Genomic DNA, 22,928 nt, shown 5'->3' on the forward strand with positions numbered 1-22,928 from the left:
ATGTTCGTTTCAGGCTCTACTTTCGATGGGCAGCCCGCTGGCGAGCCACTCGGTCACCCCATCGGCAATCTTGTGTGCGCTGTAGCCCCGCTGGCGTAATAGCTGTACGGCCTCGTCGGACATCAGGCAGAAGGGACCGCGGCAATAGGCGACGATTTCCTTGTCAGCCGGCAGATCAGCCAGGCGCTTCTCCAGTTCACTCAACGGCATGGAACGGGCAAACGGTAGTGAATGAACTTGCCGGCACGACGTGTCTCAACCAGACGTGCTTCGCGCAGCGCCTTAAGATGGGCGCTGGCCAAGCGCATGTCGATTCGGGCTTGTTCGGCCAGGATCTCGACGGTTTTTTCGCCCTGGGCGAGGAGTTCGATCAGTTCCAGTCGCTTCGGACTGGACATGGCCTTTCCGATGCGGGCGACGTGTTCGTAGAGGTAGGACTTAGTAATGTTTGGCCTCATGAATACAATCTAACGATTATTGGATTGTATGTAAAGTCTACTCTCATGCTGGCTAGTCATCCTGCAGAGATCACCCACAAGCGGACCTTCTCTTTCGTATCCTGTGCAAAACGACGGATAATCTTTTCAAGATATGCTATTGCAGGATAGGTCATGAGTAGTTGCCGCCCCTCATCCAGTCGTGACAGCACCGACCCGAAAAAACTTCGTTGCCCTGCGAATGGAAACGAATATTCGGAAGTATCGGCGCGAACTATCGCACACCACATCCATGATGCTTGGTGTTGGCAACCGACCACCAATCGCTATTACTTTTGCGATGACCCCGCGTGTGACGTCGTGTATTTCTGCGATGACGGGTCGACCATACTTAAGTCGCAGTTGCGTACACGAATCGGCGTTAAGGAATCATCGAACGATAACCTTCTGTGCCACTGCTTCGGTGTCACAAGGGGCGATTTTCTTGCCGATCCGACAACCAAGGATTTCGTCATAGCCCAGACCAAAGGCCGGATTGTGTTCATGCGACACCAGCAACCCATCGGGACGTTGCTGCTTAAAGGACTTCCCCAAGCCTGAGGTGTAAGTGTCAATAACGGACGTTAAGAGATAGTTGCTCAAAATGTCATTCATCTAGCACACGATTACTCCCAACATCTGTCACCGCCCCACTCCGGGCAACTCTCGGAGCGTTGCAGACCCAAGCCCCCCCACATCGGCACATAGAGGGCTACGCAGACAAAGTGACCGATGGCAGTCATCAAGGACGACATCGCCGGCAGCGCGATCTCGCGCCCATTGGACTGATGCAGCGTCCTGATGGGCACCGACAACCCAGCCATGAATTACGCGGATTTTTTCTTTAGTATCACGAAATCTCTCCTGAAATTTTGTGCCTACCGTGGGTTCGTTCCCTGACCCAACTTCTGCACGGACGGCCGAACTGTGCCTAATCTGCGATCGGTTCGGCAAAGATGTCACCTGCCATCGGCAGTACGACGGTTGGCGTTGCTTCCGCTGAGGTGGTCACCGGCGCCAGCATCGCGATATTTGGTCTCGTCATACCGGCCGCCACGCCCACCGACGCTAACTGAGCGACCATTCCCTCGTGAGCCAGGAAGCGCAAACGGTTGATCCGCTTGGTACCCTTCTTGAAACGGATCAGATCGTCGTACAACCAGGGATTGTCGTTACGGTCTAGTTCGAACAGCAGGCTGATAGTCGAGTACTCGGCTCGGTCTGCGCCGCTCATGGATATTCTCCCGGCTGAGTTGTCGATGCCACCCGATCCGGAACCGGTAACGTACCATCTGGGTGTTCGAGCAATTTCGGGGCGTGACTCATGCCCGCGATCTGAAATCCGCGTACGTTGGCGTGCAAGGAGTCCTTGACCTCCAGAACCCGATGTTTCGGAAAGGCCTCCTTCACCGCCTTCTTGAACAGATAGGCTCCACCGCCCACCAGAATGATGTTCTGGACGCTGTAGGACGCCTCGACCCAGCGCATCATCGATGCCACGGCCTGCTGCGCAATGGCATGCGCCATCGGCATAGCCCGCGAAATATCGTATGGCTTTTGAAAGATCACTGGGTTCTTGCTGGTACGCAAGGCCACGTCGATGGCGTCGAGATCACCATAGGGCGTACCAATGTCGGCGCTGATCTCGGCCGCGATCGCATGCAGCATGTCTGCCACCCCGCGATTGACCGAATGGCTCTTGTTCTGGACCAGGCGCATCCCGCGCGCCACCAGCCAGTCGAATGTGCGCGAGCCAGGATCGATAATCAGGCTTTGTTCGCGTTCGATAGTGGCCGACTTCTGGTGTTGCCAGGCGAAATCCACCAGGGCCCCTTGTGGTTGAGCAACAGCCAGGGCTTTCTTCACCACCACGTTCTTACCGCCACCAACATCGTGGGTGCCGGTCACAGCCTTTTCCAGTGCCATCTTTTTCGTGACGAGCATCGCCACCGGCAAGCCGACTACCAGCAGGTCGATGGTGGCGACCTTCATCATCGACAGGGCGCCACGCAGCAAGGCCATGTATTCGGGCGTTTCGATGTAACGGTCGTGCATCTGCGTGGCCCGAAACGCATCGGCGGCCAAGGCGATGTCCGGCCCGACTTCGTAAAACAAGCCGTTGATGGGAATAGCGACCGTCTTCCGGCGTTCAAAACCGGGCAGACTGGCCGGGTCGCGCATGCTGGGATAGGCAATGGAAGGAAAATTGGAGCAACGAATCTCGCCGCCGATAACGCTCCTGATGTATTTGGTGTTGCCGAAACCGACATCCACCGCTCTGATGACAAGGTCCATGGAAAAGTCTCCGTACGGGTTGGCAAAAGGCAGCATCGGCTCCCCGGCACCACCCCGTCTACGCGGAATGCCTGCGAAAATTGGCTGTTTTCGGGATTGGCTGCGACAACAGCGGGGGTCGATCCGACTCCATTCCCGCTAAGCCGCGGCTGCACCGTTGATTTACATACAAGCGTCCACGCGTCGCACTACGATCTCACTGGATCGGGGTACGTCAAGGCCACATTTCCAGCGGCTGCTCCAGAGAAGATTGCGGCCAGAAGTCGAAACGCTCACGGTGGAAACCAGAGGCCGAGTTGGCGCCCGTCAAGCCCTGATTCCACCTTGCTCCAGTCCTCCACCGAAAAATAAACGCACCCTGAGTTTCAATTTCAAGTGCCATCCGCAAGCCCCTACATTCCTGGTGTTTCGGCGGGTCAGCCCATTGACCTTCGCTCCTTCAAGGTGTGAACTACGGGCTCCCGAGGCCTCCTGGCCTGCTCCATCGCGGAGCAAAAGGCGTTGCGGTCGTTACCCGCCTCTTCAGCCCCGACCTTGAGTCGGGTTGGCATGGTCCCCGAGACCGCGCCCGAAGCTGTTTCACCCGTAGTGCAACGCCAGACCTTGCCGGCAATTCCCTGTCGGATGCTCCTTGAGGGCGTGTCTTGCGTTCGGTTCAAACAGCCGGCACCCGATGCCGCGCTACTACTCCTCGTCATTGTTCGAGCACGCGCCTTGCGCAGCACACGTCGTGTTGGCCCTCATGGGCTCCCCGTGTGAAGCCGCTCGTACGCCTGTACTGCCCTGGACTTTCGGTCAGGGGCGGCCCCATGCAGGTGGATGACGCTACGAATCGAGGACTGATCCCCCTATGGCGCAAGGCGAGACCTTCGCGCCGATGTTGCCCCCACCTTCGAGGCGAGGCTGCATCACCCATCCCGTCGAACGCAGAAATGCGGAAGCGGACGGATCACCGTTTCATTTTTAAGACCGACCGAGCCGGAGACAGCGCGTCAAGCGCGACACCGGCAAACCCTGGGTAGGCGTGACGTGCTCGTGGTCGCACGCCGTGCCGAAAAACTCGACCACGCCTTACGGACGCGACGGAATCTGCGTCCGTATTGAACCGACAGATTCCCCCAATACATCTGCTGTGAGCTGACGGGACAGCGCACGGATCGCTTCGGAGATTTGCCATGTCTAAGTCTACTTTCATCAACGCCTCCCACTCCCGTCGCCGGGTCCAAGGCGCCATTGGCTCGGGCCGTGCCACCCATCATCAGCCGCCACGCCGCCAGGAGTGGGCCTCGCTCACGCCCGCCGAGATCCTGGGCCGCTACGTTCCGGGCAAAGCGGACCCCGTGCAGGTACTCGATGTCCTGTTGGAACTGTTCAACACGCAGCATACGGCTCTCGACAAGTCGGTCTCGCACAAAACGCGGCAGGAGCGGGCCGACTTCCTGCGGCGTTTCTTCCGCGACCTCAAGCTGAAGGCGAATTTCGCCACGGTGCCCGATCCCCGCAATCTTGGTGACCGGCACATCCGGGCGATTGTTGGCGTGTGGCGCGAAGAGAAACTGGCACCGTCGACGATCCAGACCTATCTGAGTTTTTTACGGGGACTGGCGCTGTGGATAGGCAAGCCAGGATTCATCCGTCCCCCTGACCACTACGGCCTCACCCTTAGGGAATATCAGCGCAACGAAAACGCTCAACGTGACAAGAGCTGGACGGCGGCGGGTATCGATATCGACTCAGTGATTGAACAGGCCAGGGCGTTCGACCGCTACGTCGGCGCTTCCTTGGGTTTGATCCGGGCGTTCGGCCTGCGCCGCAAGGAATCGGTGATGCTTCGTCCGCACCTGTGTGTCGTCCAGTTCGAGGCGACAGGATTGGCGTCCGAGGAAAGGCAGGCTGATCGCTACCTGCGGATCAAGGAAGGCGCGAAGGGTGGGCGGCTGCGTTTCGTACCGCTGGATTCAGCGCAACGCATGGCGGCGCTGAAATTTGCACAGGCAGTCGTTCAGGGCGAGGATGCGCATCTGGGTGATCCCAGCCATAGCCTGAAGCACAACCTGCGGCGCTTCGATTACGTGATGGAGAAGTTCGGCATCACGGCGGACGGACTGGGTGCCACGGCTCACGGCTTGCGCCACGAAGCGATGATCGACCACTACACCGACAAAGCTGGCATCGTACCACCGGTGCGAGGTGGCAGCGATGTCCATTCCGACGTGGATGCTGCGGCGCGGCTCTCGGCGGCCCGTCTGGCCGGGCACAACCGGGCCAGGGTATCGGGGGCTTATTTAGGTTCGTCCGCGGTTATGCGCAGCAAACTGCAGAAGAACCCATCCGGAGCTGAGCCTGACGGCTCAAGCTCGGCATAACTTCCGGGTGGCTCCAAGTCACAACCCGCCCTCAGCCTCTCGCTGGGCCTACAGGGAGTGTAGCCAGTCCAGCAGCGTCTTGTTCCGCTGCCATGACGGCAGGCTGGGCAATGCGGTATCGTCCACCACCTTCTCGAGGGCCCTGCGCTTGATCTCGAGGTTGGCCCAGGCGTAGATCTGCGTGGTCTTCACATCTACGTGCCCGAGGAAGTCGCGAATGATCTCCAGAGAGACGCCGCTTTGCAGCAAGTGCATGTCGCCGCATACCAATTCTTGAAGGTGATCTGGTCGGTTGCACCGATCTTGAGCACGAGGTCATTGGTCGCCTTGGTGAAGACCGGATCGGCATAGATGATGCCGCCGCCCAAGGAAATGATGTCGCTACCGGTACCACCTGTAGTGAAGGTGTCCTGACCATCTCCCTTGTTGAACAGGATGATGCCAGCTATATTTGACGCTCATAATAGGGCGTATCTTTCCCTTGAACAATTTAATGCCGGCACCACCCGTACGACTGCGGAACACATTGCTCTGTACAAGGCGACCCTGCGTCATGATACGGAAAATAATGTGCTGACGGTGACGAACGATTTTGACAGAGAGGATGTGGCAACGATCCAAAACGTCTCGCCGGAGCAGATCGAACGGCTCCGACAAATAATTGATGAGCCCGCCAGCAACCCATCAGCGCCGGCCTTCTGGGGCCGGGGTGATATCCGCGGACAATGGCCGCAGCTACCTCGCTGACGCGGTGGTGAGGGGCCCCGGTGGCGTATCCGGGGTCCTTGGGTTTGCACACAAAATCTGCCTCGGGGCCGCTATTGGACGTATGCGAGTGGGCCGTTCTGATGGCCGATTAAGCGTTGCCGCGAAGGGTTTGGAGACCAACACGCTTGTGTGCATGGCGATTCAATACCCATTTGCGGTGACGGTATCTCTGTATCGCCCTGATAGTATTGTCATCAATCAAGACAAACATCAAAACAAGCAGCGAGGTGCCTATGAAAATCCGGGCGAGCATTACAGCGTGGTTACTGTTGCTGGTACTTCTACCGACGCTAACCTTGCTCTTGTTTTCGGCGTATTCATCCTATCGCTATGCCGAGGAGCGCCGCATTGCGATTGAAACCGAGTTGGTTCAGCGAGGTGATGCGCTGGCATCGGAGGTTCGCGACCGCTTGGCCAAGTCGCTGGGTTATGTGCAAAGCCTGTCTATTTCCAATGCGGCAAATGAAGGTGATTTGGAAGGGCTTTACCGATATGCGCGCCGCATCCAGGAACTTGACACGGATATTGCCGCCATATCGCTCATTGCTCCGGACAACCGGATGGTTTTCCTGACCCTGCGCCCATTCGGCCAGCAATTTCCGACCAGCGACATTCTGGCTGTTCGAAAAGTATTTGAAACTGGAAAGCCAGTGCTTTCCGCACCCTTCAAATCGCCCATCAGCGATCAGATTGTCGTCGCCCTTGGTGTGCCAGTCATTCGCGATGGCGAGGTGGCCTATTGTTTGCGCGCCGTCATTAGCACGGCGGTGCTGAATGCCCTTCTCCAGCCTAGTCACTTGCCAGATGGCTGGATCGCTTCCTTGATCGGCATGGATGGGATTCTGGTCGCCCGTTCGCACGCTCCGGAGCGTTATGTCGGTCAGGCAGGCCCTCCTCTACTTATTGAAGCAATGGAGAAGAAAACTGCGGGTGTGTGGGATGGCATCAGTAAAGAGGGGGTCCCTACAAGAACCATTCTCCGGCCAATTGGAGAATGGGGGTGGTATCTCTCGTTGGGGGTGCCGAAGGACTTGCTACTGGAACCTCTCAAACAGGAGGTGCTGGTAAATGTCCTCTGGGGTGTAACCCTGCTGCTGATTGGTTTGGGTTCTGCGGTGATCGTTTCCCGGCGCATTGCCAAGTCATTGCGTCAAACCGTTGATGCCACCAAGGCGGTTCTCGGCGGGGCGTCGCCACCAGTGCACTCAACCGGCATTGTCGAACTGGATCAAATGCGAGACACGCTGACCGAAGTCGATGAGTACGGCCGTCTCCTCGAACAGCAGGTTTCGGTAAGAACCCGCGAATTGGTCGAAGCCAAGGAGCGGATTGCCAGTTTCGCGACGCAACTGGAGGATTCAGTTGAAGCGGAACGGCAACGTATTTCACGCGAGGTCCACGATCAGATTGGCGCCGTGCTGACCGGCATCAAGATGATTTTCCGTGGGCTTCCCAAAGGGACTTTGGCAGAGGCTCAGGAAAAGGGGCTGCTTGAAGCGCTCGATGTTGGCGTCGCAACAGCAAGACGCATTGCCGCAGAGCTCCGCCCTCCGTTGATTGATGACCTTGGCCTGCAAGCTGCGGCAGAGCAACTGCTGGATACATCACTACGTCCGGTTCGGGTGCTGTATAGCGTCAATCTGGAAGATTGTGATTGTTTGTCCAAACGTCAGACGCTCGGGGTTTATAGAATCATCCAGGAGGCTTGCACCAATGTAGTACGCCACTCCGGGGCAGCCCACTTTGTCGTTCAGGGGGCGCGCACTGATGGCGGAACCTACGGAATCTCCATGATCGATGATGGCGTTGGCATACAGGATGGACCGACACGCAAGGGGGCGCTTGGCGTGGCGGGGATGCTGGAGCGCGCCGAACTCATGGGGGGCAGGTTGACTTATACAAATACGCCCCACCATGGCGTTACACTAAGTCTCGTCCTGCCTGTCACTGCTGAAAAGTTGCCCGATGAAAATTCTGCTGCTTGAAGACCATCCTATCGTTCGCATTGGCGTTCGCCAACTCATCGTCCAGCGCTGGCCGGACGCCGAGGTGGTCGAGGCCGAAACCCTTGCGACAGCGTTGGAACTGGCGCGCCGTGATGGCTTGCTGGCAGCTGTCGTCGATCTGAACCTGCCGGATGCGGAAGGTTTGGAGAGCGTTTCCCAATTGCGTAAAGCGGCGCCCCATCTGCGCATTCTTGTTCTGAGCCTGAATGCAGAGGCGGCCTATGCAACCCGCGCCCTGCAAATGGGGGTAGCCGGCTACCTCAACAAGGACAGAGCCGCTGAAGAGCTGGTGACGGCCCTGGAGAGGGTGATGGCCGGTGGACGCTATATCACGGACACCCTGGCCGAGCGACTGGCCGGCCTGATGGCGGGAGAGTCGTCCAAAGCCCCGTACGAGGAACTGTCGGCGCAAGAACATCGTGTCCTGGTGCAATTGGCCGAAGGCAGACGGCTGACCGAAATTGGCGAGCTGATGCACCTGTCGCCCAAGACCGTAACCACCTACAAAACCCGTGTCTTCGAAAAGCTGGGGGTTTCCAGCAATGCCGAACTGATTCGTTACTGCATCAGCCACGGCCTGATCGCCGACAACAAGTAGGCTTTCCCCTACGCACGAATCCGGCAAGCCTTAGGCCGGCATCAGGGCAACCCGGCATATTTTTGACAGGGCATCGGCAACACTGCACGTGTGAATTAACGCTTGCAGGAGATACCCATGAAGCTCGTCATCGTCGAAGACTCCGAACTCATTCGGACCCAACTGGTACACCTGCTGGCCCAGCAGCCGCGCTTTTCGATCATCGGCACCGCCACCGAAGAAGGCGAAGCCGTCAATCTGATCCTCAGCACCAATCCGGATGCGGTGCTGCTCGATCTTTCCCTGGCGCCCGGCAGTGGGGTTCAGGTATTGAAACGTATTCGGGAAGCGGGCTGTGGCGCCCGGGTCCTGATTCTGACCAATAACACCGGCCAAGCCTTGCGGCTTGCCTGCCAGGAACTGGGCGCCAATGGGTTTTTCGATAAAAGCCTGGAATACGAGACCTGCCTGGAAAAACTGAATGCCTGGCTCCCCCCGTTGCCGGGCAACGAAGCCCGGCGTTTGGAAATGCTGCATGGCACCCATTTGCTGGATACCCAGGAACAGGAGGTCTTCGATAACCTGACCCGCCTGGCCGCCGAAATCGCCGATGTGCCGATTGCTCTGATCTCGCTGGTCGATGCCGACCGCCAATGGTTTCTCTCGCATACCGGAACATCCCTAAGGGAAACCTCGCGCTCGGTCGCCTTCTGCGCCCACACAATCCTGATGAATGAGATGCTGGAGGTGCCGGATGCGCTGACCGACTCCCGCTTTTGTGACAACCCACTGGTGACGGGGGCAACGCACATCCGGTTCTATGCAGGTGTGCCGCTGGTCCTCGCTTCCGGTGAGGCATTGGGATCGCTCTGCATCATCGACGACAAGCCCAGGCAGCTTTCCGATGCTCAGCGGCGCGCCCTCAAGACATTAGCCAGCAGCGCCATTGCCGAGATTGAACTGCGCCGCCGGATCATCTATCTGGAGCAGGAATCCGAGCGGCGCCGGGTGGCTGAAGCGCACATCCTGCATTTGGCCACCCGTGACCCGCTGACTGCCTTGCCGAACCGGGCCACCTTCCGTGACCGCCTGGATCAGCACGTTCGCTTCGCCCTGCGCCGCAACGCCAATCTGGGGGTGCTGTTCATTGATCTCGATGGCTTCAAACCCATCAACGATACGCTTGGGCACGATGTCGGCGATGACGCACTGGTCATCGTGGCAGAGCGGCTCAATGCCTGCCTGCGCGGTTCGGATACCGTGGCCCGTCTGGGCGGGGACGAATTCGCCGTCGTCCTGCCAGATATTTCCGACAGTGCCGAAGCCTTGCAGGTCGCCGGCAAGATCATTGCGGCACTGGAAGAACCCGTCTTGGCCAAGGGCCACAAGCTCCATCTCAGTGCCAGTATCGGGGCGGCATTCTTCCCCGAGCACGGTCGTCTGGGCGATCAGTTGCTGCGCCATGCCGACCTCGCCATGTATCGCGCCAAGCAGAGCGGTGGGCATCGTTCCTGCCTCTATTCGAAAGAACTGAGCGACCGTGCCGAGGAAATGCAGGCACTGGACAACGATCTGCGCGAAGGCTTGAAGCGTGACGAACTGCTGCTTCATTTTCAGCCGCAAACGGTATTGGGCGACGGCAAGCTCTGTGGTGTCGAGGCCCTGTTGCGCTGGCGCCATCCGCACTTCGGCATCTTGCCGCCGGATCATTTTATTCCATTGGCCGAACAGCGAGGTTTCATTAGCGAACTGACCCGCAAGGCGCTTGACCTGGCCCTTGCCCAGTTAAATGCCTGGGATGCCAGCGGGCTTCATGTGCCGAAGATGGCGGTGAATATCTCGCCGAGCGAAATTCGGGCCGACTTTCCGGGCATGATCGAAGCTGCCCTGGCACGGCATGGGCTCGACCCCCATCGCCTTGAACTGGAAATCACCGAATCGACACTGACGGCAGACGGCATTGAAACGATGCAAATGCTGAATCACCTGCGCGCGCGCGGGATCAGCATTTCGGTCGATGACTTCGGGGTCGGTTATTCCTCTTTGGCCCAACTGCATCGCCTGCCCATCGACTGCCTGAAAATCGATCGCAGTTTCATTCAGGACCTTGAAACCTCAGCCTCCGACCGAGCCATTGTCCAGGCCGTGATCACCATGGCGGACGCCCTGGGGCTGCGCACCGTCGCAGAAGGTGTCGAGAGGGAAGAGCAAATCGGCATCCTGGAGAACCTGGGTTGCCAATGCGCCCAAGGCTTTTTCATTTGCAGACCAGCACTGGCGTCAGAGGCCGAAACCTGGATGCGCAACTTTCTTTCTGCCGGGGAGGCGCCATGAACCTCAAAATCCGCCTGGTCCTGCTCTGGGGAGGGCTTTTCCTTCTTTATGCGATTCTGGCGACCAAACTTTGGGGCGATTATCGCGAGTCGGAAAACAAGATGTTCCTTTCGGTGCGCAACTATTCCCTGTTGCTGGCCGAACACGCCAATGGCAGTTTCAAGGCGGCCGACCTGGCCCTGCAAGGCGTGAGCAACGATCCGAGGTTTCGGCAATTTCTGGCGGCGCAGGGTGTTGGGCGCCACGACAGTGACAAGGTGGCGCTCAATCAAAGCTTGATGGCCTTCCTGAAAACGCTATCCGGGGCCGTCAATATTTTCATCAGCGATGCCGAAGGAAATTTGTTGCTGGGTGCGATTAGCGCCCCCGAAGGAACCCGTATTTCCGACCGGGATTATTTCCGCCAGCTGTCGATCACACCGACCAGCGACACCGTTTTCTCGGAAACGATCAAAGGGCGTTCCAGTGGCAAATGGTCGTTGCAGATGGCCCGTCGCCTTCTGGGCGAAAAGGGAGAGTTCCTGGGTGTGGTCGGCGTCAGTATCGGCATTGACGAGCAATTCTCCCGTTTTTATGACGCCATTGATTGGCCGGCTGGCACAGCCATTTCCTTGTGGAGCCAGCAACAGCGACTGTTGATGCGTTATCCGATGTTGCCCGATCAGATAGGGAAACAATCCACCGGCAATTTGTTGGGCGGCGCCGCTCATTCATCGGTTGGCAGCGGGGTTGAAGTCGGGCCTTCCGAATTTGATGCACAGATTCGGGCACGGGCATTGCAGAAACTGGGTAATTATCCGGTCAGCGCCATCGTTGCCGTACCGCGTCAGCAATATTTGGCCGAGTGGCAGTCAACGCTGACGGTGGCCGGCCTGATCGGCGGTGTGGCATTTTTTGTTGCCAGCCTGCTGACAGTAGTTTTGCTCCGCCAGAAAAAGAGTGCGGACGCATTGGTGCGGGAGCGGAAACAGCACAGCGAACAACTTGAGTCCTACGGGAAGATAGTCCGTTCGAGCCAAACCGCCTTGATCTTGCTCTCCCCCCATTGGCGCTGCGTGATCGCTAACCCGGCGATCGGCTACCTGCTCAATTGCGATGCCGATGAACTGGTTGACAAGCCGATTCTGGACTTGTTTCCGGACCCGGCGCGCTGCACGATTCTGCAGGAGGTGCAGGCCAGCCTGCTCGGTGAGAACCGGAAAGTCCAGATCGAGATCCAGGGTGCCGACGGCATGAGTTTCTATACGCTAGAAACATCGCCTTTTCTCACCGACGGCACGGTCAGCGGGATCGTGCTCAGTCTGCGCGACATTACCGTTCAATGCCTTGCCGAAACCGCCTTGCAGCAGCGGGAGACGGAGCTCAAGGCAATCTTCGATTGCGAGCCGGATTGTGTGAAGGTCTTCGATCTGGAGGGGCGCCTGCGCAAGATCAACCCGGCCGGCATCGAGATGATCGAGGCGGACAATCTGGATCACGCCTTGGCAATCCGGATTGAGGAGCTTGTCGTCAGTGAGGATCGCGCGGCCTATCTGGCATTCTCATCACAGGTACTTGGCGGTCAGAGTGGGGTATTGCAGTACCGAGGCATTGGACTGAAGGGCTCGCCTCGGCATGTCGAAACCCATGCCGCACCACTGCTGGGCCCGGGTGGGCAGATCGTCGGCATTCTCGCCATATCGCGTGATATTTCCCGGCAAAAGGAAACCGAATCGCGGCTGGAAAGCACGCTTGAAGAACAACAGGCGATGCTTGACAACGGTATCGTTGGGCTCGTCAAGCTTAGAAACCGCCACTTCGTCTGGGCCAATGCCGCCTGTGAAAATCTTCTGGGCTATCCAGTTGATGACCTGATCGGCAAGTCAACCGATGTTTTTTGCCCTGACCAAGAAACTAACAGGCGCCTTTTGGTTGCCTACTCACAACTGGCCAATGACGAGATATGGCGCGGAAAAATACCGCTACTGCACCGGAACGGCAGCAAGCGCTGGTTCCTGCTTGGTGGCAGCCAACTGCGCAATGGCGATTCGCTGTGGGCTCTGGTCGATATCACCGCCCAGCAGTCTGCCGAGGAACAATTGCGCCGATCCTATCTGGCCATAGAGCAAAGCCCGGACGGCATCATGATCACGAACACCAAGCCGGAGATTGAATACGTCAATCGCGCCTTCACGGAAACGACCGGCTATGCACCCGGGGAACTGCTAGGGAAAAATCCACGCCTTCTCAATTCCGGACGTACGCCGCCAGAAACATTTGCCAGTCTGTGGGCGTCATTGAATGCTGGCCAGGTTTGGCGGGGGGAGTTCATCAACCGGACCAAGGGGGGGCAGGACTACATTTCACAGGAAATCATCACGCCGGTTCGGCAATCCGACGGTGAGATCACGCACTACCTGGCAATCAAGGAAGATGTCACTGAACAAAGGCAAATTGACGAGCAGCTAAAGTCCTATCAGGAAAATCTCGAGCAAATGGTTCAGAGCCGTACGGCGGAGCTTGATTCGCTCTATAACCAGGCGCCCTGCGGCTATCTCTCCTTCGACGCTGAGGACCGGATTACCGCGATCAATGACACTGCGCTGGGGCTCTTGGGCTACGAGCGCTCCGAAGTGGCTGGCTCGCTAAAGGTGCGGGATTTGTTGGCCTCCTACGAAACAGAGAGATACGAAGAGCGCCAGAAAGTGTTGCTAGGCATGGGTGTCGCCCATGACCAGGACTACGATTTCCTGCGCAAGGATGGTTCGATATTCCCGGCACTCGTGAGCATGGAAATCGTGAGCGATGAGAATGGGCAGTTCGTCGCCATACGCGCCACATTCAATGACAATCGCGTGCGGCGGGCCAAGGAGAGACAGATCAACTCCCTGAATCTCGAACTGGCGCAGCGGGCCGATGAAGCAATTCAGGAGAGCGATGCCAAGAGCTCATTCCTTGCCAACATGAGCCATGAAATTCGCACGCCGCTCAACGCCATCATCGGCATGAGCCATTTGCTGCGCAAGACACCGCTGTCCGAGAAACAGTCTGACCAACTGAACAAGATCGAGTCGGCTGGCGAACATCTCCTGAAAGTAATTAGCGACGTTCTGGACATCTCGAAAATCGAGGCCGGGAAACTGACGCTGGAAGAAGTGCCTATCGCGCCGAATGACTTGTTGCCCTGTGTCGCCTCGCTCATCGAGCAGCGGGCTATCGACAAAGGACTACAGATCGTTACCGACTCGCAGCCTGTTCCATACTGGCTAAAGGGCGATCTCACCCGATTGCGCCAGGCCCTCCTCAACCTGGCCAACAATGCGGTCAAATTTACTGACCGAGGTGCCGTCACTTTGCGTATGCGCGTGCTCCAGAAAATGGAGGGCCGGGTTCATCTGCGCTTCGAGGTTGAGGATACGGGGTGCGGCATTCCTGCCCCTGTCCTTCCGACTTTGTTCTCCGCATTCCAGCAAGCCGATAACTCCACGACCCGCAAGTATGGAGGTACCGGTTTGGGCTTGGCGATTACCAGGCAACTGGCCGAAATGATGGGGGGGAGCGCTGGCGCATCGTCCGAGGTCAGCAAGGGGAGCACGTTCTGGTTCACTGTCTGGCTAGACCGGTCCGTCGAAATCGTCAAACGCACACGCGGCAGTCAGCGACTTGGAGCCAACATGCATCATGTTGATACCTTCGGTATGGCTGGGCGGCGGTTGCTGCTCGTCGAAGACGAACCGATTAATCAGGAAATTTTCCGGGAAATTTTGCAGGATTCCGGGTTTCTCGTCGATGTGGCCGATAACGGGGTCGAGGCGATACAGCTTGCACGCCAAGGTTTTTATTCCGTGATCCTGATGGACATGCAGATGCCGGTTATGGATGGCCTGACCGCAACTAGGCACCTTCGTCAGCTGCCTGAGTTGAACAGGACGCCGATCATTGCCATGACCGCCAATGCCTTTGCCGAGGACAGGGCGAAATGTCTGAAGGTCGGAATGAATGACTTTTTGACAAAGCCAGTCGATCCCAATCAGTTTATATCGACTGTCGCACAGTGGATCCGCAAGGTCGAAAATACTTAGGGAAACGCTGATTTATTCAATCTACCCCTCTGAGTGATGGCGATTTTGGTTCGATCCCGTCTGATTTCATCGAAACAAGGCGAAATCGTCCTGCTTTTAGGCTGTTTCGAGTCTTCAAGACGCAACTTGGCCGCCGGCACCCAATAACTTCCGGCGGGCAAGCAGCAGTTTGGCTAAGGCAAATAGAGAGAAGAGTTGAGCCGTATTCTTAGCCAAGCCGTTGTAACGGGTCTTCCTATGCTTGAAGATATTCTTCACGACATGGAAAGGATGTTCGACCTTGGCTCGAATACGGGCCTTGGCGTATTCAAGCTGTTCGACCAGCCTACCCAGTTCTGTGCCGTCGAGAAGCCTACGTTTGCCCGGCTTGATGGCAACCTGCCATTCGACGGTCGCCTCTTGGCTTTCCTCACGCTTTTCAACGCCTTGATAGCCGGCATCGCCAAACGCCATCTTCTCTTCCCCGTGCAATAGCGCCTGGGCCTGCGTGACATCGCTGACATTGCCCACCGTACCTGTGACGGTATGCACCAGCCCCGAATCGGCATCAACGCCAATGTGTGCCTTCATACCGAAGTGCCATTGCTTACCCTTCTTGCTTTGGTGCATTTCCGGATCGCGCTTGCCCGCCTTGTTCTTTGTAGATGGCTGAGCGGCGATCAGGGTGGCATCAACAATGGTGCCTTCGCGGAGCAACAAGCCTCTCTCGGCCAGGTGATGATTGATGGCGTTGAAGATGAATTCCGTCAGTTGATGACGCTCCAGCTGCGCACAGTTTCTTGACCATGCTTGATGGGGGAACAATGTTGGCAGATAAGATGAGGGTTTCTATAACGGGGCCAAGCGGCGAAGAGTTTACCAGCGGATTGCATGTGAGGCTGAATTGATCTGCCTTCAAGCGGCCAATTAAATATCACCCCCGAAGGCGCCGTTGCTTTTTTTGCAGTTTTTCCTGGTAGACCGCTGCAATGTCAATTATTTTGATTGACCCGCCTTGCTCTGCCGTGAAGCAGTCATACTAAACATTACTTTTTGCGCAGCCTCACTAACCGCAACAATTGCCGGATGCGTCAAGCGTCTTTCGGTTGTTATTGCATAGAGTTGTTCAACCACCGAATCAATGCAACCAAGTGCCACGACGTTGTACTGCCGACAAACCTGATCTGCTATTGCGGTCGGCGCCACAAATAGTCCCGCACCTGTATGCCCAAAAGCTTTGATCAGTGCGCTATCGTCAAACTCCCCTATGACGAATGGTCTGAGATCGTTGCTGTCTAGCCATTGAAGAAGCCTGGGGCGGATCGCCACATCATCCCCAGGCAAAAGAAAGGGAGCGTTATTAAGCAATGCTGGAAATTTTCCGATCAACTTTCCGGCCAGAGAGTGCGCTCCAAAAACTGTCACTCCGCACTCACCCAGCAAGTGGCTATAGCCACGCACGTTCAGATTCGTCGGCATCGATCGATCCGCGATGACCATGTCCAGACGGTGAACGGAGAGATCCGCCAACAGCGTTGCCAAACGTCCTTCCCGGCAAATGAGTCGAACGGGCTCCTGAATATGCAGTGCGGGCTCAAGCAAGCGGCAAGCAACCGACTTCGATACGGAGTCTGCAATCCCGATCTTGAACGGGAGTGATTTTTTCGTGGCCTGGTCGCGAACCACATCGAGCAGTTCGTCGCCAATGGTGAATATTTCATCGGCGTAACTGAGGATGCGTCGCCCTGCCTCGGTCAACTCCAGTCCGCGCCCAGCACGGCGGAAGAGCTTCGTTCCGAGCGTTTCCTCAAATTCACCAAGCTGACCACTGATTGATTGGGGGGTTAGATGGAGTTGCTCGCCAGCACGAGCAATGCTGCCTGTTTTTGCGACCATCCAGAAATACCGCAAGTGTTTGAAATTGAGTGTTGCCATGGTGTCTTGTGGAATAAAAACAACGCATCTGCCACAACGCCACGTTGGCGAAGGCAACGCTTCGAATGCCACTTGAAACATCCAAAAAATGGATGTTTCAGTAAATTATATTCGACTGGATCGCTGAATAATTCATGATTATATTCCGCTGCGAGTAGTGTTAACGCGGAGAAAGTATGAGCAAATCGAGCAAGAATTACCCACAGATCGGAATCGTCATGGGGTCGGATTCCGACTGGCCCGTGATGCAGGTTGCAGCCAAAATGTTGGATGAACTGGGTGTTTCCTATGAAGCCCGGGTGGTTTCGGCTCACCGAACGCCCGACCTCCTGTTTGAATACGCCTCAACCGCGCGCGAACGTGGCTTAAAGGCCATCATTGCCGGAGCAGGTGGCGCAGCACATCTTCCTGGCATGCTGGCGGCCAAAACCACCCTCCCCGTTCTGGGCGTACCGATCCCCTCGAAACACCTCAAAGGACTGGACTCCCTGCTTTCTATCGTCCAGATGCCCAAAGGCGTGCCCGTGGCAACGTTTGCCATAGGCGAAGCCGGTGCTGCCAATGCCGCGCTTCTTGCCGTTGCCATGCTGACGACCGGGATGGATGCCCTGAGTGGCGAACTGGCGGACAAACTACATGATTTCCGCCAGCGCCAGGAAGACAAAGTGCAGACCATACAACTGCCGAGGCCAGAATGATCCTGCCACCAGCGATACTTGGCATGCTCGGCGGCGGCCAATTGGGCCGTTATTTTGTTATTGCCGCACAGCAATTAGGTTACCGGGTCATGGTTCTGGACCCGGACACCAATAGCACGGCGGGACGTATTGCCGACATGCATATTGTCGCAGCCTATGATGACCGGGGAGCACTGTCGCGCATGGCCAATAGCTGTGCGGCAATCACCACGGAGTTCGAAAGTGTACCCGCCGAGACCTTGGCCTACCTTGCCACCTTCGTGCCAGTACAGCCGAGCGCGGAAGCACTGGCTATTTGCCAGGACCGTTCGGCGGAGAAAGGCTTTTTGAAAAAACACGGCTTTCCGCACTCGCCCTACGCAGATATCCGTTCCGAAGGTGATGTTTTGAATGCCTCAACGGATTTATTCCCCGGCATTCTCAAAGTGACCCGCTTTGGCTACGACGGTAAAGGCCAGGTTCTAGTCAATGATGCGAATGAGACTTTGGCTGCCTTTTGCCAGTTCAAGAACGAACCCTGTGTTCTCGAAAAAAAAATGGCGCTCGACTATGAGCTGTCACTCGTCTTGACACGGTGCGCGTCGGGCGCCGTAAAATGTTTTCCGGTCGCCGAGAACCATCACGAGCAAGGCATCCTCGATCACTCCATAGTTGCCGCCAAAAGCGGCGCAGCCGGTGAACTATCCATCGAGGCGAAAGCGATCGCCGAGAAGATCGCTCTCTCCATGACTTATGTCGGCACGCTAAGCGTCGAGTTCTTTGTCGTCGATGGCCAACTCTATATTAACGAACTGGCACCACGGCCTCATAACTCGGGGCATTACACCTTGGATGCATGCCTTACCAACCAATTCGAACAACAGGTTCGGGCATTGTGCGGCCTGCCACTCGGCGATGTCACCGCGCATTCCGCGGCAGTCATGGTCAATCTTCTGGGGGATATCTGGTTCGCCAACAACCGTGAGCAGGCATCCGAGCCAGATTGGGAAAAACTACTCGCATACCCGGGCCTGAAGCTCCATTTATACGGCAAGAGCGAACCCCGACCGGGCCGCAAGATGGGGCATTTTACTGTGCTCGGAGAAACGATCGAAAAGCCTTACCAAACTGCGATGGCTGCTCGAGAAGCTATCGGCCTTAGTGAGTGCTGAATAGAGCCAAGGCTCATTGGATTGCACATGCAGCGGTGTTTGCAAGGCTTTTGTACGGTAATTTTTGTTCTTGAACATCGTACGGAATAGCATCGATTTATTCGATGTATTGATCAAATATATTCGTCTGGTTCGATGTTTATTTTTTTTCTACGATGAACTCTATTACCAGCACAAATGGATGAGCATCATGCATATGGATTTGAGGAAAGAGGGTTTGAACTGACAGAGAGCCTGCGTCAACATCCCGAACGATGCTTCATTTTTGTTCTTGGATGGGCCTGTTACGACGTTCGCAAAATCGCTGCGCGTCTTTTCGATGTCAATGGCCCCCGTGGTGGCGAAGACAAATGCTGTCGCATCCAAGTCACCTCCCCCCGAAGATGCAGGACCTGGTGATCGAAGATACCGAAGCAGATCTTTATGTAGCTATTGACCACGCTGCATCCTGACAAGAGGGTGCTTTACCCGTTCGCTGCGCTTGCCTAACTTCACGAACAACTACAGGAACAGAATGGCCCATGAAATATCTATCTGAACTCTTCGAAAAAAACCGCGTTTGGTCCCTTCGTCAACTTCAAGAAGATCCTGATTACTTCAAGCGACTGGTCGAATTACAGGCACCCAAATATCTTTGGATCGGCTGCTCTGACAGCCGGGTGCCTGCCAACCAGATCACCGGATTGAATCCGGGCGAGGTGTTTGTTCACCGAAACATCGCCAATGTGATCGTGCATTCCGACCTGAATTGCCTTTCCGTCGTGCACTACGCCATTCAGGTACTAAAGGTGCAACACGTGATTGTCTGTGGCCACTATGGATGTGGCGGCGTACGCGCAGCCCTCGACGGGCAGTCCAACGGAATGATCGATAACTGGCTGAGGCACATTGAGGACGTGCGTGAGCGGCATGCGCATCTGCTCGACTGCATCCCGAACTACGACCGCAAGTGGGCAAAACTGTGCGAATTGAACGTGATTGAACAGGTACGCAATCTGGCGCGGACAACACCGGTGAGCGAAGCCTGGAAATCAGGTCAGGAATTGATGTTGCACGGCTGGATTTATGACTTGCGGGACGGTCGCTTGGTCGACCTAGGCATGAGCGCCCATCTTCGCGACGAGGTAGATCAGGCTTACGTCAAGGTATTGGCAGGTTCGGCAGTCGGCGCAGCGCGCCGAACACCTGCTTCCTCTTTCGCTTCGGTATAAACACCACGTGATATTTACAGTCCCATCTCGGGTGACCCAGGCTCTGGCAAGCCCCTCTGAAAATCGGTTGATTTCGAGGGGCATTTTTCTTGGGGTTATTGCGCTGCAAGGATTTTGAAGGATCGCAGCTTACCGCCGAATTCGCAGGCAGTTTTGCCTGTCCGGAAAAGCCCCCAAACCTTGCTGGAGAGGTGCTTTCGCCAAATCACCGACTCAATAACCGTTTCACCAGAATCGTGGGGTAGTCCTGCCTATGTCCAGCAATGAGGTACACATAGGTATCACTGCCGATGCGTCGGTAGACCAATTTGTGATGCGAGGTGTAAACGTTCAGGTAATCCAAGATGCCCACTGACGCAAGTTCTTGGACTGGCGCTCCATTGAAAATCCCGGAGTCAACTTTCTCCAGTTTTTCGAAAATCTCGTCCTCAGCTTTCAGCCATGCGGCTTCGCCCCACTTGTCGAGCATGTAGTCCTGAAGCGAAAGCAAGTCCGCCTGGGCATCGGGAAGAATGATGACCGCCATTATTTCCGGTTTTGACGAGCAGCCAGCAGTTGCGCCCGTGATTCGGCAGCGGGAATGCCTTTCCCTTGCAAGCGGTCTTTCTCGCCCAAGGCGATGATTTTCAAAGCCGCAATGAGCGCTTCTTTTTCCTGAAACTGCTTGACGCCCTCAATCACCATGGTGGCCTCACCATTCTGGGTGATCACAAACGGATTCCCGTTCATTTCCAATTCTTCAGAAATCTGTGCCGCATGGCTTTTCAGGTACGAAATGGATTTGATGTTGGCGATTGACTGCATGTTACCTCCTGGAATTCACTAGACCCAAATTTAGTACCGAATTTGGTTGACGTCAATGGGATCGCGGCTTGCCGTCGAATTCGTAGACAGCTTCTGCCTGTCAGAAAAGGCCCCAAACCTCAACAGAATGGGGCTTTCGCCATATCGCTCGCAAGCGACTCAACCGGAATTGAGAGGGGCTTGAGGCTCTGGTATTCTTTCATTGTGAATCTCCTTTCTATTGGCTGAGATCAGAAATTCACGCCTACCGTCGTAAAGGTCAAGCCTTGGCGAGTTATACAGTGATGCAATTTCCCGGAACCCTTTTGCGGATGACCTTAAGAAAATCCGTACCAAGGATGGTTAGATTAAAGAAATCTTCAGTATGTGAAAAATTTCCGTTGTTCGACGCTTCGCCATAGCCCTTGGTGAAAACGAGTAAAAAAATCTTGACGGATTGGCAAATAAATAAAAAAATCCATGGTTAGTTAAAATTTTCCGTGCAGGAGTGCAATCATGGACGCCATCGGATACGAATACCTCCGGACCCAACTCGGGCTCTCGGTGTTTCCCGTCGCCCATCCCGCCAGTATCCGTCCGGTGAGCCGGATACTGGACGTCCAGGATGAACTACAGGTACCCAAGGGGGTCGCCCCGAAATCCGGCCACCCCATTGAACACTTGCTGTTTGCCCTCCGCTATGAGGGAATCAATCTGCAAATACTCGCCGAAACCATGCCGAAAATTGCCGGGGAGGATCTCATCGCCCGTTTGCGGGAATCGCCCTCCGGCTTGTTCATCCGGAAAGCGTGTTATCTCTGGGAGTGGTTCGCCAACGGCGAACTTTCCAACCTGCCAGCCATTGCCGGGCCGTACGGTGATCTGTTCGACCCCGCGGATTACGTCACCGGAATCGTGCGCAAGGATGCCAAGTGGCGAATCAACTTCAACGGTCTCGGCTCTGCCGAGTACTGTCCGGTAGTCCGCCTTACCCAACTGGTCAAGGATGGAATCGCAAGCGACGTCCTTGGACGGACGAAGGCATTTCTGGAATCCTTGGGTCCGACCAATGCGGATCGGACCCTCTCCTGGGCGTACCTCAGCGAGACCGATAGTTCTTTCGCCATTGAGCGGGAAGCGCCGAGCCAGAGCAAGGCAGAGACCTTTGTCGCCCTTCTCCAGCAGGCCCACGAAAAAATTGAGTTGACCGAGGAATACCTGGCCGACTTGCAATCCGCGACAATCAGCAACCCCTATGAAAAAGCAGCCTGTTTTCGCCATGAACAAAACTGGCTGCGAGGGGGGGGGCTCAGGGGGGCGGGCAGTGTGACCTACGTTCCGCCTTCGTCGGAATTGCTTTCCAAACTTATGCCTGCGTTCATGGACATGGCCAACTCCCTCCCACGTCAGAGCGACCCAATCGTAGCCGCCTCCGTGGCCTCGTTCGGGTTCGTCTACCTGCACCCATTCATGGATGGGAACGGACGTCTGTCGCGCTTCCTATTCCACCATGCCCTATGCCAATCAGGAAGGCTTGATCAAGGCCTGCTGTTGCCCGTATCCGTCGCGATGAAACGCCATGAAACGGAATACCTGGAGGCACTCCAATCGTTCTCGAAGCCCGCACGGAAGCTGTGGGATGTCTACTGGGCCGACGAGGACCTGTTTGATTTCAAATTTAAAGGTGCCGATTCTATCTACCGTTTTTGGGACGCGACACAGTGCGTCGAATTCGGTTACCGAATGGCGGAGCAGGCGCTGAGCGTCGATCTCCGTCAGGAAACTGAATTCTTGGCGAGCTTTGACCGGATCAGTAAAACCGTCAACGACGAGTTCGATATCCGCGGAAACGATCTGCACCTACTCATCGTTTCAGCGCTACAGAACGGAGGCAGGGTATCCAACAACCGCCGGAAAAAACTGGCAGGCCGGGTGCCAGAGGAAGCGTTTGATTTTGTCGAACGCTTGGCCAAGACCGAATTGACTGAACTCACCGACGTCGAATGATTTGCTGCATATCATTCCGCACATCAAAGACCTGCTGGGGTGGCAGGCCTTGGTAGTGAAAATGTTGGCTGGATAGTTCCCGATAGGCTTGTAACCTGCGCCATCGGAGGTAGACTGAATCCAGGGGGTTGAAATGAGAGAACTCATCTTCGTGGGAGTGAATTAGCTTCGTTTCAGGACATCCCAAGGCGTTCCGGTTTTGCTTGAAACCCTTTTCCTGACAACAGGTTAGAATCCCGCACGATTTTACACTATCTCACACAAGCCCGCCGATTTTGATG

20 protein-coding genes are annotated in these 22,928 nt (G+C 56.0%); 11 read left to right on the forward strand and 9 right to left on the reverse strand.

Translation table 11 applies throughout. From position 1 onward, the window contains the following. Positions 1 to 9: 9 nt before the first annotated feature. Entirely contained in the window at positions 10 to 210 is a 201-nt protein-coding gene (locus tag AC07TV_RS15075) for a rhodanese-like domain-containing protein (protein ID WP_494649187.1), read from the reverse strand. Further along, a complete protein-coding gene (locus tag AC07TV_RS15080; protein WP_494649188.1) occupies positions 201 to 458 on the reverse strand; it encodes an ArsR/SmtB family transcription factor in 258 nt (85 codons plus the stop codon). Before AC07TV_RS15080 ends, AC07TV_RS15075 begins: the two co-directional genes overlap by 10 nt. A gap of 153 nt (positions 459 to 611) precedes the next feature. On the opposite strand from AC07TV_RS15080, the gene AC07TV_RS15085 reads away from it, so the two are divergent. Next, complete coding sequence (locus tag AC07TV_RS15085; RefSeq protein WP_494649189.1) at positions 612 to 1,037, forward strand: putative iron-sulfur cluster-binding metallochaperone; 426 nt, start codon at positions 612 to 614, stop codon at positions 1,035 to 1,037. A gap of 370 nt (positions 1,038 to 1,407) precedes the next feature. On the opposite strand, the gene AC07TV_RS15090 is transcribed toward AC07TV_RS15085, so the two are convergent. Both AC07TV_RS15090 and AC07TV_RS15095 read right to left on the reverse strand, forming a co-directional pair. Continuing rightward, complete coding sequence (locus tag AC07TV_RS15090; RefSeq protein WP_494649190.1) at positions 1,408 to 1,710, reverse strand: hypothetical protein; 303 nt, start codon at positions 1,708 to 1,710, stop codon at positions 1,408 to 1,410. Next, positions 1,707 to 2,771: a PRTRC system protein D gene (locus AC07TV_RS15095; protein ID WP_494649191.1), complete on the reverse strand. Its 1,065-nt coding sequence runs from the start codon at positions 2,769 to 2,771 to the stop codon at positions 1,707 to 1,709. The genes AC07TV_RS15090 and AC07TV_RS15095 overlap by 4 nt, the downstream gene beginning before the upstream one ends. A 1,175-nt stretch (positions 2,772 to 3,946) precedes the next feature. Between AC07TV_RS15095 and AC07TV_RS15100 the strand changes: the two genes are divergently transcribed. Then, a complete protein-coding gene (locus tag AC07TV_RS15100; RefSeq protein ID WP_494649192.1) occupies positions 3,947 to 5,137 on the forward strand; it encodes an integrase domain-containing protein in 1,191 nt (396 codons plus the stop codon). A gap of 48 nt (positions 5,138 to 5,185) precedes the next feature. Here the strand turns inward: AC07TV_RS15100 and AC07TV_RS15105 are convergent, their stop codons facing one another. Further along, positions 5,186 to 5,392: a hypothetical protein gene (locus AC07TV_RS15105; protein ID WP_494649193.1), complete on the reverse strand. Its 207-nt coding sequence runs from the start codon at positions 5,390 to 5,392 to the stop codon at positions 5,186 to 5,188. 168 nt (positions 5,393 to 5,560) lie between these two features. On the opposite strand from AC07TV_RS15105, the gene AC07TV_RS15110 reads away from it, so the two are divergent. The 5 genes from AC07TV_RS15110 to AC07TV_RS15130 all read left to right on the forward strand — a co-directional run bounded on the left by AC07TV_RS15110 (position 5,561) and on the right by AC07TV_RS15130 (position 14,883). Next, a complete protein-coding gene (locus AC07TV_RS15110) occupies positions 5,561 to 5,884 on the forward strand; it encodes a hypothetical protein (protein WP_494649194.1) in 324 nt (107 codons plus the stop codon). A 209-nt stretch (positions 5,885 to 6,093) separates the two neighbouring features. Beyond that, a complete protein-coding gene (locus AC07TV_RS15115; protein ID WP_494649195.1) occupies positions 6,094 to 7,890 on the forward strand; it encodes a sensor histidine kinase in 1,797 nt (598 codons plus the stop codon). Beyond that, positions 7,871 to 8,509, forward strand: coding sequence for a response regulator (locus AC07TV_RS15120; protein ID WP_494649196.1), 639 nt, complete (start codon positions 7,871 to 7,873; stop codon positions 8,507 to 8,509). The genes AC07TV_RS15115 and AC07TV_RS15120 overlap by 20 nt, the downstream gene beginning before the upstream one ends. A 117-nt stretch (positions 8,510 to 8,626) precedes the next feature. After that, on the forward strand, positions 8,627 to 10,822 hold the full coding sequence (locus AC07TV_RS15125; RefSeq protein WP_494649197.1) for an EAL domain-containing protein: 2,196 nt from the start codon (positions 8,627 to 8,629) through the stop codon (positions 10,820 to 10,822). Continuing rightward, positions 10,729 to 14,883 carry a PAS domain S-box protein gene (locus tag AC07TV_RS15130; protein ID WP_494649223.1) on the forward strand — a complete coding sequence of 1,385 codons (4,155 nt, stop codon included), beginning with the start codon at positions 10,729 to 10,731 and terminating at the stop codon, positions 14,881 to 14,883. The genes AC07TV_RS15125 and AC07TV_RS15130 overlap by 94 nt, the downstream gene beginning before the upstream one ends. Positions 14,884 to 14,997: 114 nt before the next feature. Here the strand turns inward: AC07TV_RS15130 and AC07TV_RS15135 are convergent, their stop codons facing one another. Both AC07TV_RS15135 and nhaR read right to left on the reverse strand, forming a co-directional pair. Further along, positions 14,998 to 15,696: an IS5 family transposase gene (locus AC07TV_RS15135; RefSeq protein WP_494649224.1), complete on the reverse strand. Its 699-nt coding sequence runs from the start codon at positions 15,694 to 15,696 to the stop codon at positions 14,998 to 15,000. 162 nt (positions 15,697 to 15,858) lie between these two features. Then, on the reverse strand, positions 15,859 to 16,797 hold the full coding sequence (nhaR, locus tag AC07TV_RS15140) for a transcriptional activator NhaR (RefSeq protein WP_494649198.1): 939 nt from the start codon (positions 16,795 to 16,797) through the stop codon (positions 15,859 to 15,861). A 176-nt stretch (positions 16,798 to 16,973) separates the two neighbouring features. Between nhaR and purE the strand changes: the two genes are divergently transcribed. From purE to can, 3 genes are all read left to right on the forward strand, one after another. Then, positions 16,974 to 17,495: a 5-(carboxyamino)imidazole ribonucleotide mutase gene (gene purE / locus AC07TV_RS15145; protein WP_494649199.1), complete on the forward strand. Its 522-nt coding sequence runs from the start codon at positions 16,974 to 16,976 to the stop codon at positions 17,493 to 17,495. Further along, complete coding sequence (locus AC07TV_RS15150) at positions 17,492 to 18,646, forward strand: 5-(carboxyamino)imidazole ribonucleotide synthase (protein WP_494649200.1); 1,155 nt, start codon at positions 17,492 to 17,494, stop codon at positions 18,644 to 18,646. The genes purE and AC07TV_RS15150 overlap by 4 nt, the downstream gene beginning before the upstream one ends. Positions 18,647 to 19,167: 521 nt before the next feature. Then, positions 19,168 to 19,857: a carbonate dehydratase gene (gene can / locus AC07TV_RS15155; protein ID WP_494649201.1), complete on the forward strand. Its 690-nt coding sequence runs from the start codon at positions 19,168 to 19,170 to the stop codon at positions 19,855 to 19,857. Between the two features lie 205 nt (positions 19,858 to 20,062). Here can and AC07TV_RS15160 read toward each other — a convergent pair whose 3' ends face one another. Beyond that, entirely contained in the window at positions 20,063 to 20,383 is a 321-nt protein-coding gene (locus AC07TV_RS15160; RefSeq protein ID WP_494649202.1) for a type II toxin-antitoxin system RelE/ParE family toxin, read from the reverse strand. Continuing rightward, positions 20,383 to 20,661: a type II toxin-antitoxin system Phd/YefM family antitoxin gene (locus tag AC07TV_RS15165; RefSeq protein ID WP_494649203.1), complete on the reverse strand. Its 279-nt coding sequence runs from the start codon at positions 20,659 to 20,661 to the stop codon at positions 20,383 to 20,385. The genes AC07TV_RS15160 and AC07TV_RS15165 overlap by 1 nt, the downstream gene beginning before the upstream one ends. A gap of 495 nt (positions 20,662 to 21,156) precedes the next feature. Between AC07TV_RS15165 and AC07TV_RS15170 the strand changes: the two genes are divergently transcribed. Next, a complete protein-coding gene (locus tag AC07TV_RS15170) occupies positions 21,157 to 22,647 on the forward strand; it encodes a Fic family protein (RefSeq protein ID WP_494649204.1) in 1,491 nt (496 codons plus the stop codon). The last annotated feature ends 281 nt before the right edge of the window (positions 22,648 to 22,928 follow it).

The organism is Azonexus sp. GW821-FHT04F04 (assembly GCF_059420025.1).